The 18179-nt window shown below is 72.1% G+C and carries 18 protein-coding genes; 7 read left to right on the forward strand and 11 right to left on the reverse strand.

Annotated features, from left to right (window positions below; genetic code table 11):
• Positions 1-23 precede the first annotated feature (23 nt).
• Positions 24-644, reverse strand: coding sequence for an aa3-type cytochrome oxidase subunit III (gene ctaE, locus OHB09_RS08615; RefSeq protein WP_040896884.1), 621 nt, complete (start codon positions 642-644; stop codon positions 24-26).
• 181 nt (positions 645-825) lie between these two features.
• Between ctaE and OHB09_RS08620 the strand changes: the two genes are divergently transcribed.
• The gene (locus OHB09_RS08620) at positions 826-1224 is read left to right on the forward strand and encodes a DNA-binding transcriptional response regulator (RefSeq protein WP_006143656.1); all 399 of its coding nucleotides are present in this window, start codon (positions 826-828) and stop codon (positions 1222-1224) included.
• A gap of 216 nt (positions 1225-1440) precedes the next feature.
• Here OHB09_RS08620 and OHB09_RS08625 read toward each other — a convergent pair whose 3' ends face one another.
• From OHB09_RS08625 to ctaC, 4 genes are all read right to left on the reverse strand, one after another.
• On the reverse strand, positions 1441-2697 hold the full coding sequence (locus OHB09_RS08625) for a L,D-transpeptidase (RefSeq protein ID WP_328921798.1): 1257 nt from the start codon (positions 2695-2697) through the stop codon (positions 1441-1443).
• A gap of 131 nt (positions 2698-2828) precedes the next feature.
• Complete coding sequence (locus tag OHB09_RS08630; RefSeq protein WP_006143658.1) at positions 2829-3227, reverse strand: cytochrome c oxidase subunit 4; 399 nt, start codon at positions 3225-3227, stop codon at positions 2829-2831.
• Positions 3224-4960, reverse strand: coding sequence for an aa3-type cytochrome oxidase subunit I (gene ctaD / locus OHB09_RS08635; protein ID WP_006143659.1), 1737 nt, complete (start codon positions 4958-4960; stop codon positions 3224-3226). The genes OHB09_RS08630 and ctaD overlap by 4 nt, the downstream gene beginning before the upstream one ends.
• Positions 4957-5916: an aa3-type cytochrome oxidase subunit II gene (gene ctaC / locus OHB09_RS08640; RefSeq protein WP_006143660.1), complete on the reverse strand. Its 960-nt coding sequence runs from the start codon at positions 5914-5916 to the stop codon at positions 4957-4959. Before ctaC ends, ctaD begins: the two co-directional genes overlap by 4 nt.
• A gap of 292 nt (positions 5917-6208) precedes the next feature.
• On the opposite strand from ctaC, the gene OHB09_RS08645 reads away from it, so the two are divergent.
• A complete protein-coding gene (locus OHB09_RS08645; RefSeq protein WP_328921799.1) occupies positions 6209-7627 on the forward strand; it encodes a cysteine desulfurase/sulfurtransferase TusA family protein in 1419 nt (472 codons plus the stop codon).
• Between the two features lie 72 nt (positions 7628-7699).
• Here OHB09_RS08645 and OHB09_RS08650 read toward each other — a convergent pair whose 3' ends face one another.
• Positions 7700-8674 (reverse strand): carbohydrate kinase family protein, encoded by a 975-nt coding sequence (locus tag OHB09_RS08650; RefSeq protein WP_040896886.1) that lies wholly within the window; start codon positions 8672-8674, stop codon positions 7700-7702.
• A 138-nt stretch (positions 8675-8812) separates the two neighbouring features.
• On the opposite strand from OHB09_RS08650, the gene OHB09_RS08655 reads away from it, so the two are divergent.
• Positions 8813-9037, forward strand: a complete 225-nt coding sequence (locus tag OHB09_RS08655) for a hypothetical protein (RefSeq protein WP_006143663.1) — start codon at positions 8813-8815, stop codon at positions 9035-9037.
• A 132-nt stretch (positions 9038-9169) separates the two neighbouring features.
• Positions 9170-10966 carry a hypothetical protein gene (locus OHB09_RS08660; protein ID WP_328921800.1) on the forward strand — a complete coding sequence of 599 codons (1797 nt, stop codon included), beginning with the start codon at positions 9170-9172 and terminating at the stop codon, positions 10964-10966.
• Between the two features lie 66 nt (positions 10967-11032).
• Here the strand turns inward: OHB09_RS08660 and OHB09_RS08665 are convergent, their stop codons facing one another.
• Positions 11033-11389, reverse strand: coding sequence for a HesB/IscA family protein (locus OHB09_RS08665; RefSeq protein ID WP_006143665.1), 357 nt, complete (start codon positions 11387-11389; stop codon positions 11033-11035).
• A gap of 345 nt (positions 11390-11734) precedes the next feature.
• On the opposite strand from OHB09_RS08665, the gene nadA reads away from it, so the two are divergent.
• On the forward strand, positions 11735-12931 hold the full coding sequence (gene nadA / locus OHB09_RS08670; protein ID WP_006143666.1) for a quinolinate synthase NadA: 1197 nt from the start codon (positions 11735-11737) through the stop codon (positions 12929-12931).
• Positions 12932-13048: 117 nt separating this feature from the next.
• Here nadA and OHB09_RS08675 read toward each other — a convergent pair whose 3' ends face one another.
• From OHB09_RS08675 to OHB09_RS08690, 4 genes are all read right to left on the reverse strand, one after another.
• Complete coding sequence (locus tag OHB09_RS08675; protein WP_006143667.1) at positions 13049-13732, reverse strand: response regulator; 684 nt, start codon at positions 13730-13732, stop codon at positions 13049-13051.
• Positions 13729-15018: a sensor histidine kinase gene (locus tag OHB09_RS08680; protein WP_191853216.1), complete on the reverse strand. Its 1290-nt coding sequence runs from the start codon at positions 15016-15018 to the stop codon at positions 13729-13731. The genes OHB09_RS08675 and OHB09_RS08680 overlap by 4 nt, the downstream gene beginning before the upstream one ends.
• A gap of 211 nt (positions 15019-15229) precedes the next feature.
• Entirely contained in the window at positions 15230-15508 is a 279-nt protein-coding gene (gene pspAA, locus OHB09_RS08685) for a PspA-associated protein PspAA (protein ID WP_006143669.1), read from the reverse strand.
• A 76-nt stretch (positions 15509-15584) separates the two neighbouring features.
• The gene (locus tag OHB09_RS08690; protein WP_191852901.1) at positions 15585-16391 is read right to left on the reverse strand and encodes a PspA/IM30 family protein; all 807 of its coding nucleotides are present in this window, start codon (positions 16389-16391) and stop codon (positions 15585-15587) included.
• A gap of 274 nt (positions 16392-16665) precedes the next feature.
• Here OHB09_RS08690 and OHB09_RS08695 point away from each other — a divergent pair, with 274 nt between their 5' ends.
• Together OHB09_RS08695 and OHB09_RS08700 are read left to right on the forward strand one after the other, a co-directional pair.
• On the forward strand, positions 16666-17310 hold the full coding sequence (locus OHB09_RS08695) for a DUF3043 domain-containing protein (protein WP_006143671.1): 645 nt from the start codon (positions 16666-16668) through the stop codon (positions 17308-17310).
• An 83-nt stretch (positions 17311-17393) separates the two neighbouring features.
• Entirely contained in the window at positions 17394-18104 is a 711-nt protein-coding gene (locus OHB09_RS08700) for a class I SAM-dependent methyltransferase (protein WP_328922998.1), read from the forward strand.
• The last annotated feature ends 75 nt before the right edge of the window (positions 18105-18179 follow it).

Consider the following 18179-nt stretch of genomic DNA (forward strand, 5'->3'; position numbering starts at 1 on the left):
GGTGGCCGGTCTCGGCGCTTCGACTACTTGATCAAGTAGATCGTGGCGAAGAGGCCGATCCAGACGACATCGACGAAGTGCCAGTAGTAGGACACGACAATCGCCGCCGTCGCCTGGTCGTGCGTGAACCTCTTCGCCGCGTACGTACGGCCGAGGACGAAGAGGAAGGCGAGGAGACCGCCCGTCACGTGCAGGCCGTGGAAGCCGGTGGTCAGGTAGAACACCGAGCCGTACGGGTCGGAGGAGAGCGAGATGCCGTCCTTCTTCACCAGCTCGGTGTACTCGTAGATCTGACCGCCGATGAAGATCGCGCCCATGATGAAGGTGACGATGAACCAGCCCCGGAGCTTCTTCACGTCCCCGCGCTCGGCCGCGAACACGCCGAGCTGGCAGGTGAGTGAGGAGAGCACCAGGATCGTGGTGTTCGTCGCCGAGAAGGGGACGTTGAGCGCACTCGCCATCTCCTTCCAGTGATCGGGGCCGGTCACCGATCGCAGGGTGAAGTACATCGCGAAGAGGGCCGCGAAGAACATCAGCTCGGAACTCAGCCAGATGATGGTTCCGACGCTGGTGAGGTTCGGCCGATTGACCGACGGGTGTGCGTGCCCGGTATCTACTGTCGTTGCTGTCGCCACGACCGACATTATGTCGGTCGCTTATCCCGCCCTCACCCCGGGGGGTGCCGTTCGGAGTGTCCGCACCCCGTGCGCTGCTCGTATGGCGCATCGCCGGGCCGTTCCGACCGCTGCCGGGGGCGGGTGCGAGGGAGTAGCATCCGGCCCAACGGTCCATGTCCGCGCGACGACGAGGTCTTCCGGAGGAAGCATGCAGCCGACCGCCACCGTGCTGGTCTACAGCGACGACTCCACCACCCGCGAACAGGTGCGGCTCGCGTCCGGCCGGCGGCCCGTCCCGGACGGTCCGGAGGTGGAGTTCCTGGAGTGCGCCACGCCGGAGGCGGTCCTGCGGGAGCTGGACCGCGGCGGGATCGACGTGTGCGTCCTGGACGGCGAGTCCGTGCCGATGGGCGGCATGGGGCTGTGCCGCCAGATCAAGGACGAGGTGTTCCAGAGCCCGCCGGTGCTGGTCCTGATGGGCCGCCCGCAGGACGCGTGGCTGGCGACGTGGAGCCGGGCGGACGCGGCGGTGACGCTGCCGGTCGACCCGGTCGACCTCGCCACGACGCTGGGCACGCTCCTGAAGAGGGTCGCCCTCAGCGCCTGACGGCTCCGCCGGGAGCCCGGCAGCGCGGGGGTACTCGTGCTGCCGCGGGTGCGGGCGCGTCGTGGCTTGTCACGCGGTTCCCCGCGCCCCTTGTCGGCGGGGGGGCGCCCCCCGCTTCTCAGGGGCGCGGGGAACCGCGCGAGCAACCGAGGCCTCACCCCGCAGCCGCCGACGGACCGGAAGCCACCGAGCTCTCGCGCACCCCCGGCGGGCCCGCTACGCGCCCTGCGGGCGCAGGCGGGCCTGGTCGAGGAGGCCGGCGGGTTTCGCCGGCTTCGCCGGGCTCAGGGCGCTGCCCTTCCGCCAGTCCTCCCAGGACAGGTTCCAGTCGCCGTACCCGTTGCCGAACGCCGCCATCGGGTCCCCCTCGGAGTTGACGACGGTCACCACGTCCCCGGGGCGCACCGTCTCGTAGAACCACTCCGCGTTGCTGGTGCTCATGCCCGTGCAGCCGTGGCTGACGTTGGCCGAGCCCTGGGAGTCGACGGACCACGGGGCCGCGTGCACGTACTCGCCGCTCAACGTCAGCTGTGTGGCGTAGTAGACGGGCAGGTCGTAGGACTCGGTGGAGCCCTCGGCGATGCCGATGCTGGTGCTGCGCATACGTACGAAGTACTGCTTTCCGAGCACGACCTTGACGCCGTTGCGGGTCTCGAAGCCGGACTTGCCCGTGGTGACGGGGATCGCGTTGATCTCCTCGTCGTTGCGGTAGACCGTCATCGTGTGCGTGGCGGCGTCCGTCGCCGCGACTATCTTGTCGCCGGTGGTGAGCTTCAGCGGCCTGGCCTCGCCGCCGCGCAGGCGGTCGGCCACCTTCAGGCCCCGCAGGTCGCTGGAGACCTCGACGGTGGCGTGGGCGGGCCAGTACTCCTTGGGGCGGTAGTGGAGCGTGGTGTCGTCCACCCAGTACCAGGAGCCCTCGACCGCGGGCTTGGCGCTCACGTGCAGGGAGCGTTCCACGACGGCCCTGGCGGCCTTGCCCTTGACCGGCTCGCTGAGCGTGGCGGTGACGGGCTGTCCGACGCCGTACGTGCCCGCGTCCGGGCCGAAGGCGACGTTCACCCTCTTGGCCGACCCGGCACCGGTGTCGAACTCGACGACCTTGCGCCCGGGGGCGCCGTCCTCGTCCTCGGTGCTGACCCGGACCGTGTAGTGGGCGCCCGAGGCCAGCGGTGAGGTGCTGCGCCAGCGACTGCCGTCGGCGGTGAGTTCGCCCGGCACACGGCGTCCGGCGGCGTCGGTGACGGTGACGTCGGTGAGGCGTCCGCCGGAGTCCCGTGAGGTGACTTCCAGGGGCTTGTCCGGGTCGGCCTTCTTGCCGTCGCCGACCGGCGCGCTGAGGGCGATCCGGTCCCCCGCGTCGTACGGCCTGGCCGCGAGGGGGTGGCTGCCGCTGCAGGAGGTGAGCCCCGCGGCGACGGCGGCCAGCAGGCTGCAGCCGACGACCGTGCGGCTGCGCGGTGAGGTACTCATGGCCTCAACGTAGGGACGCCCCACGGCGGCGGCACGGTGAGTGGGCCGTACGGGGGACGCGGGGTGGGCCGAACGAAGGAGCCCGGACGCTCCTGACGGAGTGTCCGGGCTCCCGGTGGTGCGAGGGCGTGCTACTGGGTGCGGTTCTCACCGCGGTAGTACTCGAAGACCCAGCCCCACAGGCCGATCAGGATGATCGGGAGGGAGAAGAACAGCAGCCACCAGCCGAAGACGACACCCATGAAGGCGAGGGCGCCACCGAAGGCCAGGGAGAGCGGCTGCCAGCTGTGCGGGCTGAAGAAGCCCAGCTCGCCGGCGTCGTCCGCGACGTCCGCGTCCTTGTTGTCCTGTGCGCCCGCGTCGACCCGCCGGGCCGTGAAGGCCAGGTAGTAGCCGATCATCAGGCTCAGGCCGAAGGCCAGGAACAGCGCCGTCGTACCGGCGGGCTCCTTGGACCACAGGCCGTAGATGATGGCCATGGCGACCAGGAAGGCCGCCAGCCACAGGAACATCTTGCCCTGGACCTTCACTTGCCGGCCTCCTTGCTGCCCGCGAGGGTCTTCTCGCCGTGACCGCTGTTCTCGAGCTGGTCGAGCGCCGCGATCTCCGGGTGGTGCAGGTCGAAGGCCGGGGACTCACTGCGGATCTTCGGCAGCGTGAGGAAGTTGTGCCGGGGCGGCGGGCAGGAGGTCGCCCACTCCAGCGAGCGGCCGTAGCCCCACGGGTCGTCGACCTCGACCGGCTTGCCGTACTTGGCGGTCTTCCACACGTTGTAGAGGAACGGCAGGATCGACAGGCCGAGCAGGAAGGAGAAGATCGTCGACAGCGTGTTCAGCGTGGTGAAGCCGTCGGCCGCGAGATAGTCCGCGTACCGGCGCGGCATGCCCTCGACACCCAGCCAGTGCTGGATGAGGAACGTGCCGTGGAAGCCGATGAACAGCGTCCAGAAGGTGATCTTGCCGAGCCGCTCGTCGAGCATCTTGCCGGTGAACTTCGGCCACCAGAAGTGGAATCCGGAGAACATCGCGAAGACGACGGTGCCGAAGACGACGTAGTGGAAGTGCGCCACCACGAAGTACGAGTCCGAGATGTGGAAGTCCATCGGCGGCGAGGCCAGGATGACACCGGTCAGACCACCGAAGGTGAAGGTGATCAGGAAGCCGGTGGCCCACAGCATCGGTGTCTCGAAGCTGAGTGAGCCCTTCCACATCGTGCCGATCCAGTTGAAGAACTTCACGCCGGTCGGGACGGCGATGAGGAACGTCATGAAGGAGAAGAACGGCAGCAGCACACCGCCGGTGACGTACATGTGGTGCGCCCACACCGTCACCGAGAGGCCGGCGATCGAGATGGTCGCGCCGATCAGGCCCATGTAGCCGAACATCGGCTTGCGGGAGAAGACCGGGATGACCTCGCTGATGATGCCGAAGAACGGCAGGGCGATGATGTACACCTCTGGATGGCCGAAGAACCAGAAGAGGTGTTGCCAGAGCAACGCGCCGCCGTTGGTGGCGTCGAAGACGTGTGCCCCGAATTTTCGGTCCGCCTCCAGGGCGAACAGCGCGGCGGCCAGCACGGGGAAGGCGAGCAGCACCAGAACACCGGTGAGCAGCACGTTCCAGGTGAAGATCGGCATCCGGAACATCGTCATGCCGGGGGCGCGCATGCAGATGATCGTGGTGATGAAGTTGACCGCGCCGAGGATCGTGCCGAAGCCGGAGAAGGCCAGACCCATGATCCACATGTCGGCGCCGACGCCCGGCGAGCGGACCGCGTCCGACAGCGGGGAGTAGGCGAACCAGCCGAAGTCGGCCGCGCCCTGCGGGGTGAGGAAGCCACCGACCGCGATGGTCGAGCCGAACAGGTAGAGCCAGTAGGCGAACATGTTCAGCCGCGGGAACGCCACGTCGGGCGCGCCGATCTGCAGCGGCATGATCCAGTTCGTGAAGCCGGCGAACAGCGGCGTCGCGAACATCAGCAGCATGATCGTGCCGTGCATCGTGAACGCCTGGTTGAACTGCTCGTTCGACATGATCTGCAGGCCGGGACGGGCGAGTTCGGCGCGCATGAAGAGCGCCATGACGCCGCCGATGCAGAAGAACACGAACGACGTGATCAGGTACAGCGAACCGATCGTCTTGTGGTCAGTGGTGGTGAGCCACTTGACGACGACGTTGCCGCGATTCTGGCGCCGGACCGGCAGCTCGTCCTCGTAGTGGGATCCTGCTGCCGCGGCACCCTGGGGTTGATTGAGGATGCTCACAGGTTGTTCGTCTCCCGGTTCTTCTCGTGGCTCGTCTGCGCGATGCCGGCGGGAATGTAACCGGTCTGCCCCTTCTTGGCGAGGTCCTTGAGATGCTGCTGGTAGCGCTCAGGCGAAACGATCTTCACGTTGAACAGCATCCGGGAGTGGTCGACGCCACAGAGCTCGGCGCACTTGCCGCGGTAGGTGCCCTCCTTGTTGGGAGTCACCTGGAACGCGTTGGTGTGGCCGGGGATGACGTCCTGCTTCATCAGGAACGGCAGCACCCAGAAGGAGTGGATGACGTCGCGGGAGGTGAGAACGAAGCGGACGGTCTGGCCCTTGGGCAGCCACAGGGTGGGGCCGGGGTTGCCGTTCTGCGGGTTCTTCGAGGCGGGCGTGCCGATGTCGTAGACACCGCCGGCGTTGGCCGGGAAGGCGTTCTTGAACCGGTCCGGGATGGGCGCCAGGTTCTTGTCGGTCTTCGCGTCACCGGTCGAGCCGTCGACGTTCTCGATGTAGTTGAAGCCCCAGCTCCACTGGAAGCCGACGACGTTGATGGTCACGTCGGGCTTCTTGGAGGTGTCGAGGAGCTTCGACTCGTCCCGGGCGGTGAAGTAGAACAGCACCGAGACGATGATCAGGGGGACCACGGTGTACAGCGCCTCGATGGGCATGTTGTACCGGGTCTGAGGGGGAACCTCGACCTTGGTGCGGCTGCGCCGGTGGAAGAAAGCACTCCACAGGATCAGGCCCCAGACCAGGCAGCCGACCGCGAGCGCGGCCGCCCAGGATCCCTGCCACAGGGAGAGGATCCGCGGAGCCTCTTCCGTGGTCGGGGTGGGCATACCAAGGCGAGGGAAGTCCTTGTATGTGCAACCGGTGGCGGTCACCAGGACCAGGCCCGCAGTCAGTGCCTGCAGCAGCTTCCGCCGCATCGGGCGCCGCGGCGAGCGGTCGGAGCCGTTGGGACTCACGTAGCGCCTTCCCGAGAGTCTCGCCCGCGCTGGTTGGCTGCGGCCTTCTCGCTGGTCGGTCGCCGCCCTGCGTCGGGCAGGGGTTTGATGTTTATGCGGACCAAACCCTAGCCGACGCCCCTTCGGGGGTCGCGGGGAGGGTGGCATACGCGTCACGGGTCACCCCGATGGGGCGGAACCCGGGTGCGCGGCGGGGCGCGGAGGGCGGAACGGCGGCGCGACGGGGGCGGGCTGAGGCCGGGTCCGGGCGGCCGGGCGCCCTCCCGCCGCCGTGTGCGCCTAGCGTGGGGCCATGCCCTACTTCGACGCCGCCTCCGCCGCTCCCCTCCATCCCGTGGCCCGCCAGGCGCTGTTGGCCTCCCTGGACGAGGGCTGGGCCGATCCCGCGCGGCTGTACCGCGAGGGCCGCCGGGCCCGGCTGCTGCTCGACGCGGCGCGGGAGGCGGCCGCGGAGGCGGTGGGGTGCCGGCCGGACGAGCTGGTCTTCACCTCCTCCGGCACCCGGGCGGTGCACTCCGGGATCGCGGGGGCGCTCGGCGGTCGGCGGCGCCTCGGACGCCACCTGATCGTGTCAGCGGTCGAACACTCTTCGGTACTGCACGCGGCCGAGTCGCACGAGGCGGCGGGCGGGACGGTCACCCGGGTCGGGGTGGACCGCACGGGTGCGGTGGACCCGGGGGCGTACGCCGCCGCGCTGCGTCCGGACACCGCGCTGGCCTGTCTGCAGTCCGCCAACCACGAGGTGGGCACGGAACAGCCGGTGGGCGAGGTCGCGGCGGCCTGCCGGGCGGCCGGGGTGCCGCTGCTGGTGGACGCGGCGCAGTCGCTGGGGTGGGGGCCGGTGGCCGGGGACTGGTCGCTGCTCACCGCCAGTGCGCACAAGTGGGGCGGGCCTGCCGGGGTCGGGCTGCTGGCGGTGCGCAAGGGGACGCGGTTCGCGCCGGCCGGGCCGGGGGACGAACGGGAGTCGGGGCGGGCGCCCGGCTTCGAGAACCTGCCCGCGATCGTGGCGGCGGCGGCCTCGCTGCGGGCGGTGCGCGCCGAGGCGGCCCGGGAGGCGGAACGGCTGCGGGAGTTGACGGCGCGGATCCGGGCCGGGGTGCCGGAGCTGGTGCCGGACGTGGAGGTCGTCGGCGATCCCGAGCGGCGGCTGCCCGGCATCGTCACCTTCTCCTGTCTCTATGTCGACGGGGAGACCCTGCTGCACGAGCTGGACCGGGCGGGCTACTCGGTCTCCTCCGGCTCCTCCTGCACGAGCAGCACGCTGACGCCGAGCCATGTGCTGGTGGCGATGGGAGTGCTGAGCGAGGGCAATGTGCGGGTGTCGCTGCCGGCGGGCCCGGCGGGCGAGGCGGGCGGGGTCTCGGCCGAGGACGTGGACGGCTTCCTTGCCGTGCTGCCGGAGGTGGTACGGGGCGTCCGGGAGAAGCTCGGGGTGCCGGTGGCCTCCGGGCCGGCCGCGGCCGAGGAACCGGAGGCCGGGACCGTGGTGGTCGACGCGCTGGGGAAGCGCTGCCCGATCCCGGTGATCGAGCTGGCGAAGGTGTGGGAGCGGGTGCCCGTGGGCGCGGTGGTGCGGGTGCTCTCGGACGACGAGGCGGCCCGGCTGGACATCCCGGCGTGGTGCGAGATGCGGGGGCAGCGCTACGAGGGCGAGGAGGCGGTGGAGGGGGGCGCCGGGGTCGCGTACCTGGTCCGGCGCGTCTCGTGAGGGAGGGCGGAGTCCTTCCGTGAGGGGCGGCGGACTCCCCCGCCGCCCCCGGCGTGCCCCTTTCCCCGGAGGTCAGCGCAGGTGCGCCTTGACCTCCAGGCCGGCCTCCTCGCCGTAGGCCTTGGTGAAGCGGTCCATGAAGTGGGCCCGGCTCAGCCGGTACTCCTGCGTGCCGACCGTCTCGATGACGAGCGTGGCGAGCATGCAGCCGACCTGGGCCGCGCGCTCCAGGGAGACGCCCCACGCCAGCCCGGACAGGAAGCCCGCCCGGAAGGCGTCGCCGACGCCGGTCGGGTCGGCCTTGCGCTCCTCCTCGGGGCAGCCCACCTCGATCGGCTCGGCCCCGACCCGCTCCACCCGCACGCCCCGCGCGCCGAGCGTGGTCACCCGGTGCCCGACCCGCTCCAGGATCTCCGCGTCCGTCCAGCCGGTCTTGGACTCGATCAGGCCCTTCTCGTACTCGTTGGAGAAGAGGTAGGTCGCCCCGTCCAGCAGTATCCGGATCTCGTCGCCGTTCATCCGGGCGATCTGCTGCGAGAAGTCGGCGGCGAAGGGGATGCCGCGCGAACGGCATTCCTCGGTGTGCCGGAGCATGCCCTCCGGGTCGTCCGCGCCGATCAGCACGAGGTCGAGGCCGCCCACCCGGTCGGCGACCGTCTTCAGCTCGATCAGCCGGGCCTCGCTCATCGCGCCGGTGTAGAAGGAGCCGATCTGGTTGTGGTCGGCGTCGGTGGTGCACACGAAGCGCGCGGTGTGCAGGGTCTCGGAGATCCGGACCGAGTCCGTGTCGACGCCGTGCCGGTCCAGCCACGCCCGGTACTCGTCGAAGTCCGCGCCGGCCGCGCCGACCAGCACGGGACGGGTGCCGAGCTGGCCCATGCCGAACGCGATGTTCGCCCCGACACCGCCCCGGCGCACGTCGAGGTTGTCGACCAGGAAGGACAGGGAGACCGTGTGCAGCTGGTCCGCGACGAGCTGATCGGTGAAGCGGCCGGGGAAGGTCATCAGATGGTCGGTGGCGATGGAGCCGGTGACTGCGATACGCACGGCGAGGGCACGCTCCTCGAAGGAGAAGGAGGGGGATTGACAGTTCACGCTACCCGGTCGGCACCCGCCACTGAAGCAGCCGAAACTACCCGATAGTAGGTCTTTCTTCGCAGGGGTGCCCGTGCCTACGGTGCGAGCATGACGAACCTCGAGTTCCACGGCAGCGCCCCGGCCGCCGGCCCGGTCGACCTGGAGGGCGACCTGGTGTCGCTGCCCGGCGACGGCGCCCGGATGGCCCCGCGCTGGACGTCCGCCCCCGCCGGGCGGGCTCCCCTTCCGGTCTCCCCCTCCCGCATCCACGGGGTGCGGGTGCCGGCGGGCTCCGCCCGGCTGCTGGAGGCGATGTCCGACTACGGCGACTGAGCGGCACCCGTCACCCGTCACCCGTCACCCGGGGGGAACCGTGCGCTCCCCCGCTGCGTCCCATCGCCGTCCCCCGTGCGGGGGAGGCGAGCTACGACTCGCGGACAGCAGCGGAGCGGAAGGAGCGATGCGGTGACCACCGAGCCCCCCACCGACGACGACCCGAACGGCCCCCGGGACACGACGGGCACGCCCGCCTCCCCCCGCGCCGCGGACTCCGGGAGCGCTCCGGGAGCGGCGGGCCCGCCGGGCAGCGCGGACGCCGCCGAGGGCTCCGCCGCCGAAGGCGGCCCGTCCGGCCCGTCCGGCGGGCGCGCACCGGACGCGGCCGCGGGGCGGCGCCCGACGGACGCCTCCGAGGGGCGGGGCGCGCACGATGCCTCCGGCGATCCGGGGCCGGCCGACCGCTCCGGAGCCGCGGCAGACGGCTCACCCGGAGGCGGGAGGGTCGGCGGGCCGGGCGCACCCCGTGCGGGAACGGACGGACCCGGCGGCCCCGATGCGCACCGTCCCCGCCGGGCGCGGGGCGTCGTCGGCGGTGTCGTGGCCGCGGTCGTGCTGGTCGCGGGCGGCGGGGCCTACCTTGCCGCGACCGCGTCCGGCGGCGACGGCGGCGCCTCCCCCGGTGACGGCGGCGGTTCGGCTCCGCCCGCGCTCGCACTCGACGGGTACGGCGCCGCGGGGCGGGCCGGCATCGCGGTCGGGGAGCCGAATCCGTACGGGGCGGTCTACCGGGCGAGCGGTGAGCTGCCCGAGGGGCCGGACACGGCGCCGGTGTACTGGGCGAAGGGCCGGGTGTCCGAGGAGGACGTGGCCCGGCTGGCGAAGGCGCTGGACCTGACCGGCGCCCCGCGCCCGGTCGCCGGCCACTGGCAGGTGGGCAACGGCAAGGGCGGGGCCGAGCCCCTGCTGCGGGTGGACCGTGAGGCGCCCGGTACCTGGACGTTCAGCGCGCTGAAGCCCGGGGGCGACGACTGCGCGCGGGGCCGCCCGTGCAAGCCCGGCGGCGCCGGGTCCTTCGACCCGGCCGCGACCGACCCGGTCGGCGAGGCCGCGGCGAGGAAGGCGGCCGCCCCGGTGCTCGAGGCCCTCGGCCAGGGCGACGCGAAGCTGGACGCGCACCAGGTCCTGGGAGGAGCGCGGGTCGTCAACGCCGAACCCCGGGTGGGCGGGCTGCCCACCTCCGGGTGGACGACGGGGTTGCAGATCGGCGCCGGGGGCGAGGTTCTCGGCGGCAGCGGCAGGCTGACCCCGCCCGTCGAGGGGACCGAGTACCCCGTGATCGGGGCCGGGAAGGCGCTGGACCTGATGAACGGCGCACCGGCGTGGTCCGGCCGCAAGGGCATCGGCGGCTGCGCGAGCCCCGTTCCGCTGAAGGACCGGGACGAGAAGCCGTGCTCCGCCCCGGGCACGGCGGGCGCGCGGCCGACCGTACGGGTGGAGCGCGCGGAGTTCGGCCTGGCGGCGCGCACCTCGGCGGGCCGTCCGGTGCTGGTGCCGTCCTGGTTGTTCCAGGTGCGGCCGGCGGGCGAGGAGGAGACGTCCACCGTCGCCCACCCCGCGATCGACCCCGCGCACCTGACCGGCCCCGAGGCCCCCGGCTCCCCCACCCCCTCGGCCTCCTCCTCCCCCGCGCGCGAGGCCCGTGTCACCGGCCACCGCGCCCGGGGCACGGATCTCACCGTCGTCTACGAGGGCGGGGTGTGCACCGACTACGCGGCGAGCGCGCGTGAGGACGCGAAGAAGGTGACGGTGACCGTCCGCGGGACGACGGCGCATCCGGAGCGCCCGTGCCTCGCGGTCGCCCGGGTGTACCGCGCCACCGTGCACCTGGACGCGCCGCTCGGCGACCGCGCGGTGGTGGACTCGCGCGGCGAGGCCGTGCCGCGGGCCACCGCTCCCCTGCCGGCGGGGAGTCCCTCCCGCTGACGCACCCCCGCACACGACGACGGCGCCCCCCTCGAGAAAGGGGGGCGCCGTCGTCGTCAGCGTCGGTCAGCTGAAGGAGTCGCCGCAGGCGCAGGAGCCCGTCGCGTTCGGGTTGTCGATCGTGAAGCCCTGCTTCTCGATCGTGTCCACGAAGTCGACGGTGGCCCCGCCCAGGTACGGCGCGCTCATGCGGTCGGTGACGACCGCGACCCCGCCGAAGTCCTTCTTCACGTCGCCGTCGAGCGAGCGCTCGTCGAAGAAGAGCTGGTAGCGCAGGCCGGAGCAGCCGCCGGGCTGGACGGCCACGCGCAGCGCGAGGTCGTCACGGCCTTCCTGGTCGAGCAGGGCCTTGACCTTGGACGCGGCGGCGTCCGTCAGGATGATGCCGTCGGTGACGGTGGTGGTCTCGTCCGATACGGACATCTACATCTCTCCCGGGTTGTACGGAGACTGCTTGCCGACGAGTGCAACCCGCGGGGCCGTGGATTCATTCCGGGCCGGGCGTGTGCTTCTCGTTTCGTCCCGCTTCCTTCTTCCCCTTCATGCTCGCACACACGTCGCCGGTGGGGACAGGCGCCGCATTCCCGCTTCCGGGCGACCGGGATTCACGTCACATGGACGCGAGGGCCGTCGTCAAACTGACGCGAAGCGGATATGATAATAGCGTCAATCCGACGAGAAGTCGGTTTCGCTCATCCCGTTCGCCCCGCATGCCCCGTCGGTCCGGTGCCCCGGCCGGCGAGCCGCAGAACAGAAAGGGTGCGTGTCGTGACCACCGCCCAGACCACCGAGCTCGACGTACAGCCCTCACCCCTCGCGCTGCTGCTGCTCGGCCGGGAGGCCGACCCGAGGAGCGAGCGCGGTGTGGAGTGCCCCGGCGACCTGCCCTCGCCGTCCGACCCGGACCTGGTCGAGCGCGCCCGTGCGGCCAAGGAGAAGCTCGGGGACAAGGTCTTCGTGCTCGGCCACCACTACCAGCGCGACGAGGTCATCCAGTTCGCGGACGTCACCGGCGACTCCTTCAAGCTGGCCCGGGACGCCGCCGCCCGCCCGGAGGCGGAGTACATCGTCTTCTGCGGCGTGCACTTCATGGCCGAGTCCGCCGACATCCTGACCTCCGCCGAGCAGAAGGTCGTCCTGCCCGACCTGGCCGCCGGCTGCTCCATGGCCGACATGGCGACGGCCGAGCAGGTCGCCGAGTGCTGGGACGTGCTGACCGAGGCGGGCATCGCCGAGCAGGTGGTGCCGGTCTCGTACATGAACTCCTCCGCCGACATCAAGGCGTTCACCGGCAAGCACGGCGGCACCATCTGCACCTCCTCCAACGCCCGCCGCGCCCTGGAGTGGGCCTTCGGCCAGGGGGACCCGGCCTCGACGAAGGTGCTCTTCCTGCCCGACCAGCACCTCGGGCGCAACACCGCCGTGCGCGACATGGGGATGTCCCTGGAGGACTGCGTCGTCTACAACCCGCACAAGCCGAACGGCGGGCTGACGACGGAGGAGCTGCGGGCCGCCAAGATGATCCTGTGGCGCGGGCACTGCTCGGTGCACGGCCGCTTCAGCCTGGAGTCGGTGAACGACGTGCGGGCCCGGATCCCCGGCGTCAACGTGCTGGTGCACCCCGAGTGCCGGCACGAGGTCGTCGCCGCGGCCGATCACGTGGGCTCGACGGAGTACATCATCAAGGCTCTGGAGGAGGCCCCGGCCGGCTCCAAGTGGGCGATCGGCACGGAGCTGAACCTGGTCCGGCGGCTGGCGAACCGTTTCGCCCCGGAGGGCAAGGAGATCGTCTTCCTCGACCGCACGGTCTGCTTCTGCTCCACGATGAACCGGATCGACCTGCCCCACCTGGTGTGGACCCTGGAGTCGCTGGCGGAGGGCACGCTGGTGAACCGCATCGAGGTGGACGCGGAGACCGAGGCCTTCGCCAAGCTGGCCCTGGAGCGGATGCTGGCCCTCCCGTAGGCCCTCGCCCCGCCTCGCGCTTCCCGCCGGCCCGTTCCGCCCGCCCCGCCGTTCGCGGGGCGGGCGGGGCGGGCCGGACGCGTCCGGCGGCAGCGGGCCGGTCCGTCCCGGGCGGGCTCAGTCCGTCCGGGGGCGGACCAGGCCGGACTCGTAGGCGATGAAGACCAGTTGGGCCCGGTCCCGGGCGCCGAGCTTGCTCATGGCCCGGTTGACGTGCGTCTTCACCGTCAGCGGACTCACCTCGAGACGCTCGGCGATCTCGTCGTTGGAGTGGCCGCCCGCGACCTGCACCAGCACCTCGCGCTCGCGGCCGGTGAGCGCGGCCAGCCGTTCCGCGTGCACCCGGTCGCGGCCGTCCTCGTCCGCGTCGCCCTGTGCCAGGAACCGGGCGATCAGGCCCTTCGTGGCGGCCGGCGAGAGCAGGGCCTCGCCGCCGGCGGCGACCCGGATCGCGTTCAGCAGCTCCTCCGGCTCCGAGCCCTTGCCCAGGAACCCGGAGGCACCGGCCCGCAGGGACTGCACCACGTACTCGTCGACCTCGAAGGTCGTCAGCATGACCACCCGGACCTGGGCGAGTGCGGGGTCCGCGCTGATCAGGCGGGTGGCGGCGAGGCCGTCGGTGCCGGGCATGCGGATGTCCATGAGGACGACGTCGGCCGCGCGCTCACCGGCCAGGCGCACCGCCTCCGCGCCCTCCGAGGCCTCCCCGACGACCTCCATGTCCGGCTCGGAGTCCACGAGCACGCGGAACGCGCTCCGCAGCAGCGCCTGGTCGTCGGCGAGCAGCACGCGGATCGTCATGGGCTGTCCTTCGTGGTGGCGGCGGCACGGCGGTCGAGCGGCAGGATCGCATGGACGCGGAAGCCGCCCCCGTACCGGGGTCCCGCGGTGAGGCTCCCGGCGAGCGCGGTGACCCGCTCGCGCATGCCGAGCAGACCGTGCCCGCCCCTGTCCCCGGGGTGGCCGTCCTCGCTCTCGCCTCCGTCCCCGGGCCGGCCGTGATCGCCGTCGCCCCCGTCCTCGGAGCCGTGGGCCCCGCCGGCCCCGCCGTCGAGGACGGTGATCTCCACGCGCCCGTCCACACGCACCACGCTGACCTCGGCCTTGGCCCCCTCGCCCGCGTGCTTCTGCACGTTGGTGAGGGCCTCCTGGATGACGCGGTAGGCGGCGAGGTCGACGGCGGCGGGCAGGATCGTGCCGTGGTCGGCGCGGGCCACCTCCACGGGCAGGCCCGCGTGCCGGAAGGTGTCGGCGAGTTCGTCGAGCCGGGCCAGTCCGGGGGCGGGCTCGGTGGGGGCCTCCGGGTCGCCGGACTGGCGCAGCAGGCCGACGGTGGCGCGCAGTTCGTTCAGCGCGGAGCGGCTGGCCTCCCGTACGTGGGAGAGGGCCTCCTTGGCCTGGTCGGGCCGCCGGTCCATGACGTGCGCGGCGACTCCGGCCTGGACGTTGACCAGGGCGATGTGGTGGGCGACGACGTCGTGCAGGTCCCTTGCGATGCGCAGCCGCTCCTCGGCGACCCGGCGCCGGGCCTCCTCCTCGCGGGTGCGTTCGGCGCGTTCGGCGCGCTCCTGTATGGCGTGCACGAAGCCGCGATGGCTGCGGACGGCGTCCCCGGCCGCCGCGGCCATGCCCGTCCAGGCGAACAGGCCGAGGTTCTCCTGGGTGTACCAGGGCAGCGGCCCGCTGAGCATCGCGGTGCCGGTCAGCACGGTCATCGTGAGCACGCCGACCCGCCAGGTGGTGGGGCGGTCGGTGGCGACGGCGACGGTGAACAGCGCGATGACGGCGGCCATCGAGACGGGGGCGCGGGGGTCGCCGGTGATCAGCTCGACGAGGGCGAGGGCGGTGGTGACGCCCAGCACGGGCAGCGGGGCGAGCCGGCGCAGCACCAGGGCGGCGGCGGCCGGGAGCATCAGGGCGAGGCTGAGGGTGGAGGGGCCGCGCAGCACCCAGCTCACGCCGTGCGCGCCGTGCGGATCCACGAAGGAACCGGCGATCATGCAGACGAAGACGCCGACGGCGAGCCCCGCGTCGAGCGTCAGCGGGTGCCTCGCCAGCCAGCACCGTATCTGCGACAGGTTGTCCACGGCCGGATTGCCCACGGCTCAAAGGTACGGGGCGCCGCGACGGGGGCGCCCCGGCGGGGGCGCCCCACTTCGTCTCCGGAGATGCCGCGGCCCGCCGTCCCGAGGCGTGTGGCGCAACACGCCCGGGGCCTCTCGTTCGGATCCTCCCGGTGTCGCGGGGTGGCCGAAGACGCACCGCGCCCCCCAGCCGGCCCGATCCGAACGAAGGACCCTAGCCCGGCAGCAGCCCGTCCTCCGCCAGCATCTCCCGGACCTCGTCCAGCGTCGCCTCGGGCGAGGGCAGGATCAGGTCGGACGGCTCCAGCGAGTCGGCAGGCAGCGGCTCGCCGAGCGCGCGCACGGCGTCGAGCAGGGCCGTCAGCGTGCGCCGGAAGCCCGCCTCGTCGCCGCCCTCCAGCTCCGCCGTCAGTTCCTCGTCCAGCTTGTTGAGCTCGGTGAGCCGGGAGTCGTCCAGCCTCACCTGGCCCTCCCCCATGATCCGTACGATCATGTCGCCCTCCTCAGGCGCGCGTGGGACCCGGTCGGGCCGCACCGGCCCGTGACCGCATTCTGGGCGATGCCCGCTCTCACTGCTTGTCGAAGCGCGGGGTGTCCTGCGGCTGTGCCTGGGACTGCGACTGGGCCTGGTCCTGTCCCTCGCCGCCCTCGATCGCCTGCCGCTGCTCGGCGGGGCCGGCCAGCTCCGCCTTCATGCGCTGCAGTTCCAGCTCCACGTCCGTGCCGCCGGACAGGCGGTCCAGCTCGGCCTGGATGTCGTCCTTGGCCATGCCGGAGGGGTCGTCCAGGGCACCGGAGGCGAGGAGTTCGTCGATGGCGCCGGCGCGGGCCTGCATCTGCTGCGTCTTGTCCTCGGCGCGCTGGATGGCCAGGCCGACGTCACCCATCTCCTCGGAGATGCCGGAGAAGGCCTCGCCGATCCGGGTCTGCGCCTGGGCGGCGGTGTACGTGGCCTTGATGGTCTCCTTCTTCGTGCGGAAGGCGTCCACCTTGGCCTGGAGGCGCTGGGCCGCGAGGGTGAGCTTCTCCTCCTCGCCCTGGAGGGTCTGGTGCTGCGTCTCCAGGTCCGTGACCTGCTGCTGGAGCGCGGCGCGGCGGGAGAGCGCCTCGCGGGCGAGGTCCTCCCGGCCGAGCGCGAGCGCCTTGCGGCCCTGGTCCTCCAGCTTCCCGGACTGCGACTGGAGCTGGTTGAGCTGGAGCTCCAGGCGCTTGCGCGAGGTCGCCACGTCGGCGACGCCGCGGCGCACCTTCTGCAGCAGCTCCAACTGCTTCTGATACGAGTAATCGAGGGTTTCGCGCGGGTCCTCGGCCCGGTCAAGGGCCTTGTTCGCCTTCGCGCGGAAGATCATCCCCATACGCTTCATGACACCGCTCATGGGCTTCGCGCGCCCCCTTCTGACGGACTCCGGCTCCTGCGACTGCGACAGAACCCACAGTACGGGCCCTGCCTCCATTACCGCACTGTTCGGGGACCGATGCGCTCATCCCCAAGGACGACTGCGGGCCATCCCGCTCCCGCCCAGGGAGTAGGTGCCTCCCCGAAGCGGCGGGAATTCACTGACGGGTCCCGCCGGAGCACCCGCGGCGCAACCATCAGAAACCCCCGCATCCCTCCCCCTGTAGACGAATGGTGTTGCGGGATCGTTCCCCATGCGACTGCCGTCCATGCCGATGCACCCCGTACCCTTGGGCTTTGTGTTCCGTAGCCGTGCCAAGGACGAGAAGGTCGCCGTCGCCGACAAGGTGAACGCGACCGGCTCCAAGCAGCCCCGTGACCCGCAGGCCCCGAAGGGCCGGCCGACCCCCAAGCGCAGCGAGGCGCAGTCGCAGCGCCGCAGCGTCGCCAACACGTCGCTGACGCGCAAGGACGCCGCCCGGCGGCAGCGCGACGAGCGCCGTGCCGCGATGGAGCGCCAGCGCCAGGCGCTGGCCAGCGGCGACGAGCGGTACCTGCCCGCGCGCGACAAGGGACCGGTGCGCAAGTTCGCCCGGGACTTCATCGACTCGCGGTTCAGCGTCGCCGAGTTCTTCCTGCCGATGGCCGTCGTCATCCTGGCGCTCAGCCTGGTGCGGGTGGGCTCGCTGCAGAACATCGCGCTGCTGCTGTGGCTCGTCGTGATCGTGCTGATCGTGCTCGACTCGATCGTCTCCGGGTTCCGCCTGCGCAAGGGGCTCGCCGCCCGCTTCCCGGACGAGAACCGGCGGGGCGCCGTGGCCTACGCGCTGATGCGTTCGCTGCAGATGCGGCGGCTGCGGCTGCCCAAGGCGCAGGTCAAGCGCGGAGAGCGGCCCTGAGTACGGAGGAGTTCTCGGGGGGTGCGGCCGACGCCTGGCTGGACAAGCTGGGCGCGCTGCGTGACGTGGTCCGCCAGGAGCTGGTGACCCGGCAGCTCGACGAACAGATAGCCGGCCGGTTCCCGGTCGGGCAGCGGCTGCGGGTCCTGGACGTCGGCATGGGTCAGGGCACGCAGGCGCTGCGGCTGCTGCGGGCCGGGCACCGGGTGACCGGGCTCGAGCGTGACGCGCGGATGCTCTCGGCGGCGCACGAGGCGCTGGCCGCCGAGCCGGAGGGCGTCCGCGAGCGGATGCGGATCATCGAGGGCGACGGCCGCGACACCGGGGTGCACTTCCTGCCGGGCAGCTTCGACGTGGTGCTGTGCCACGGGGTGCTGATGTACGTGGAGGAGCCGGATCCGCTGGTGGCGGGGCTGGCCCGGATGCTGGCCCCCGGCGGTCTGCTGTCCCTGCTGGTGCGCAACGGCGACGCGCTCGCGATGCGGCCGGGCCTGTCCGGCGACTGGCGGTCGGCACTGGCCGCCTTCGACACGACGGCTTACACCAACCGCCTCGGTCTGGAGGTGCGCGCCGACCGCCTGGAGGCCCTGACGGCGACGCTCGCCGGGATCGGGGCGCCCTTGTACGCCTGGTACGGCGTGCGGGTTTTCACGGACACCGTGCCGGACGGCACACCGCCCCCGGCGGCCGAGGACGAGCTGTCCGCGCTGCTGGCGGCGGAGGAGCGGGCGGGGCGCACGGACCCCTACCGGCGGGTGGCGGCGCTGCTGCACCTGTGCGGCGTGCGCGGCTGAGCGTGCGCCTGGGCGGCGTGCGCGGCTGAGCGAGGGCGTCGCCTGCTGGGGCGGACGGCCCGGAGCGGGCCCGTT

Origin of the sequence: Streptomyces griseoaurantiacus, assembly GCF_036189845.1 — a bacterium.
GTDB lineage: Bacteria > Actinomycetota > Actinomycetes > Streptomycetales > Streptomycetaceae > Streptomyces > Streptomyces griseoaurantiacus.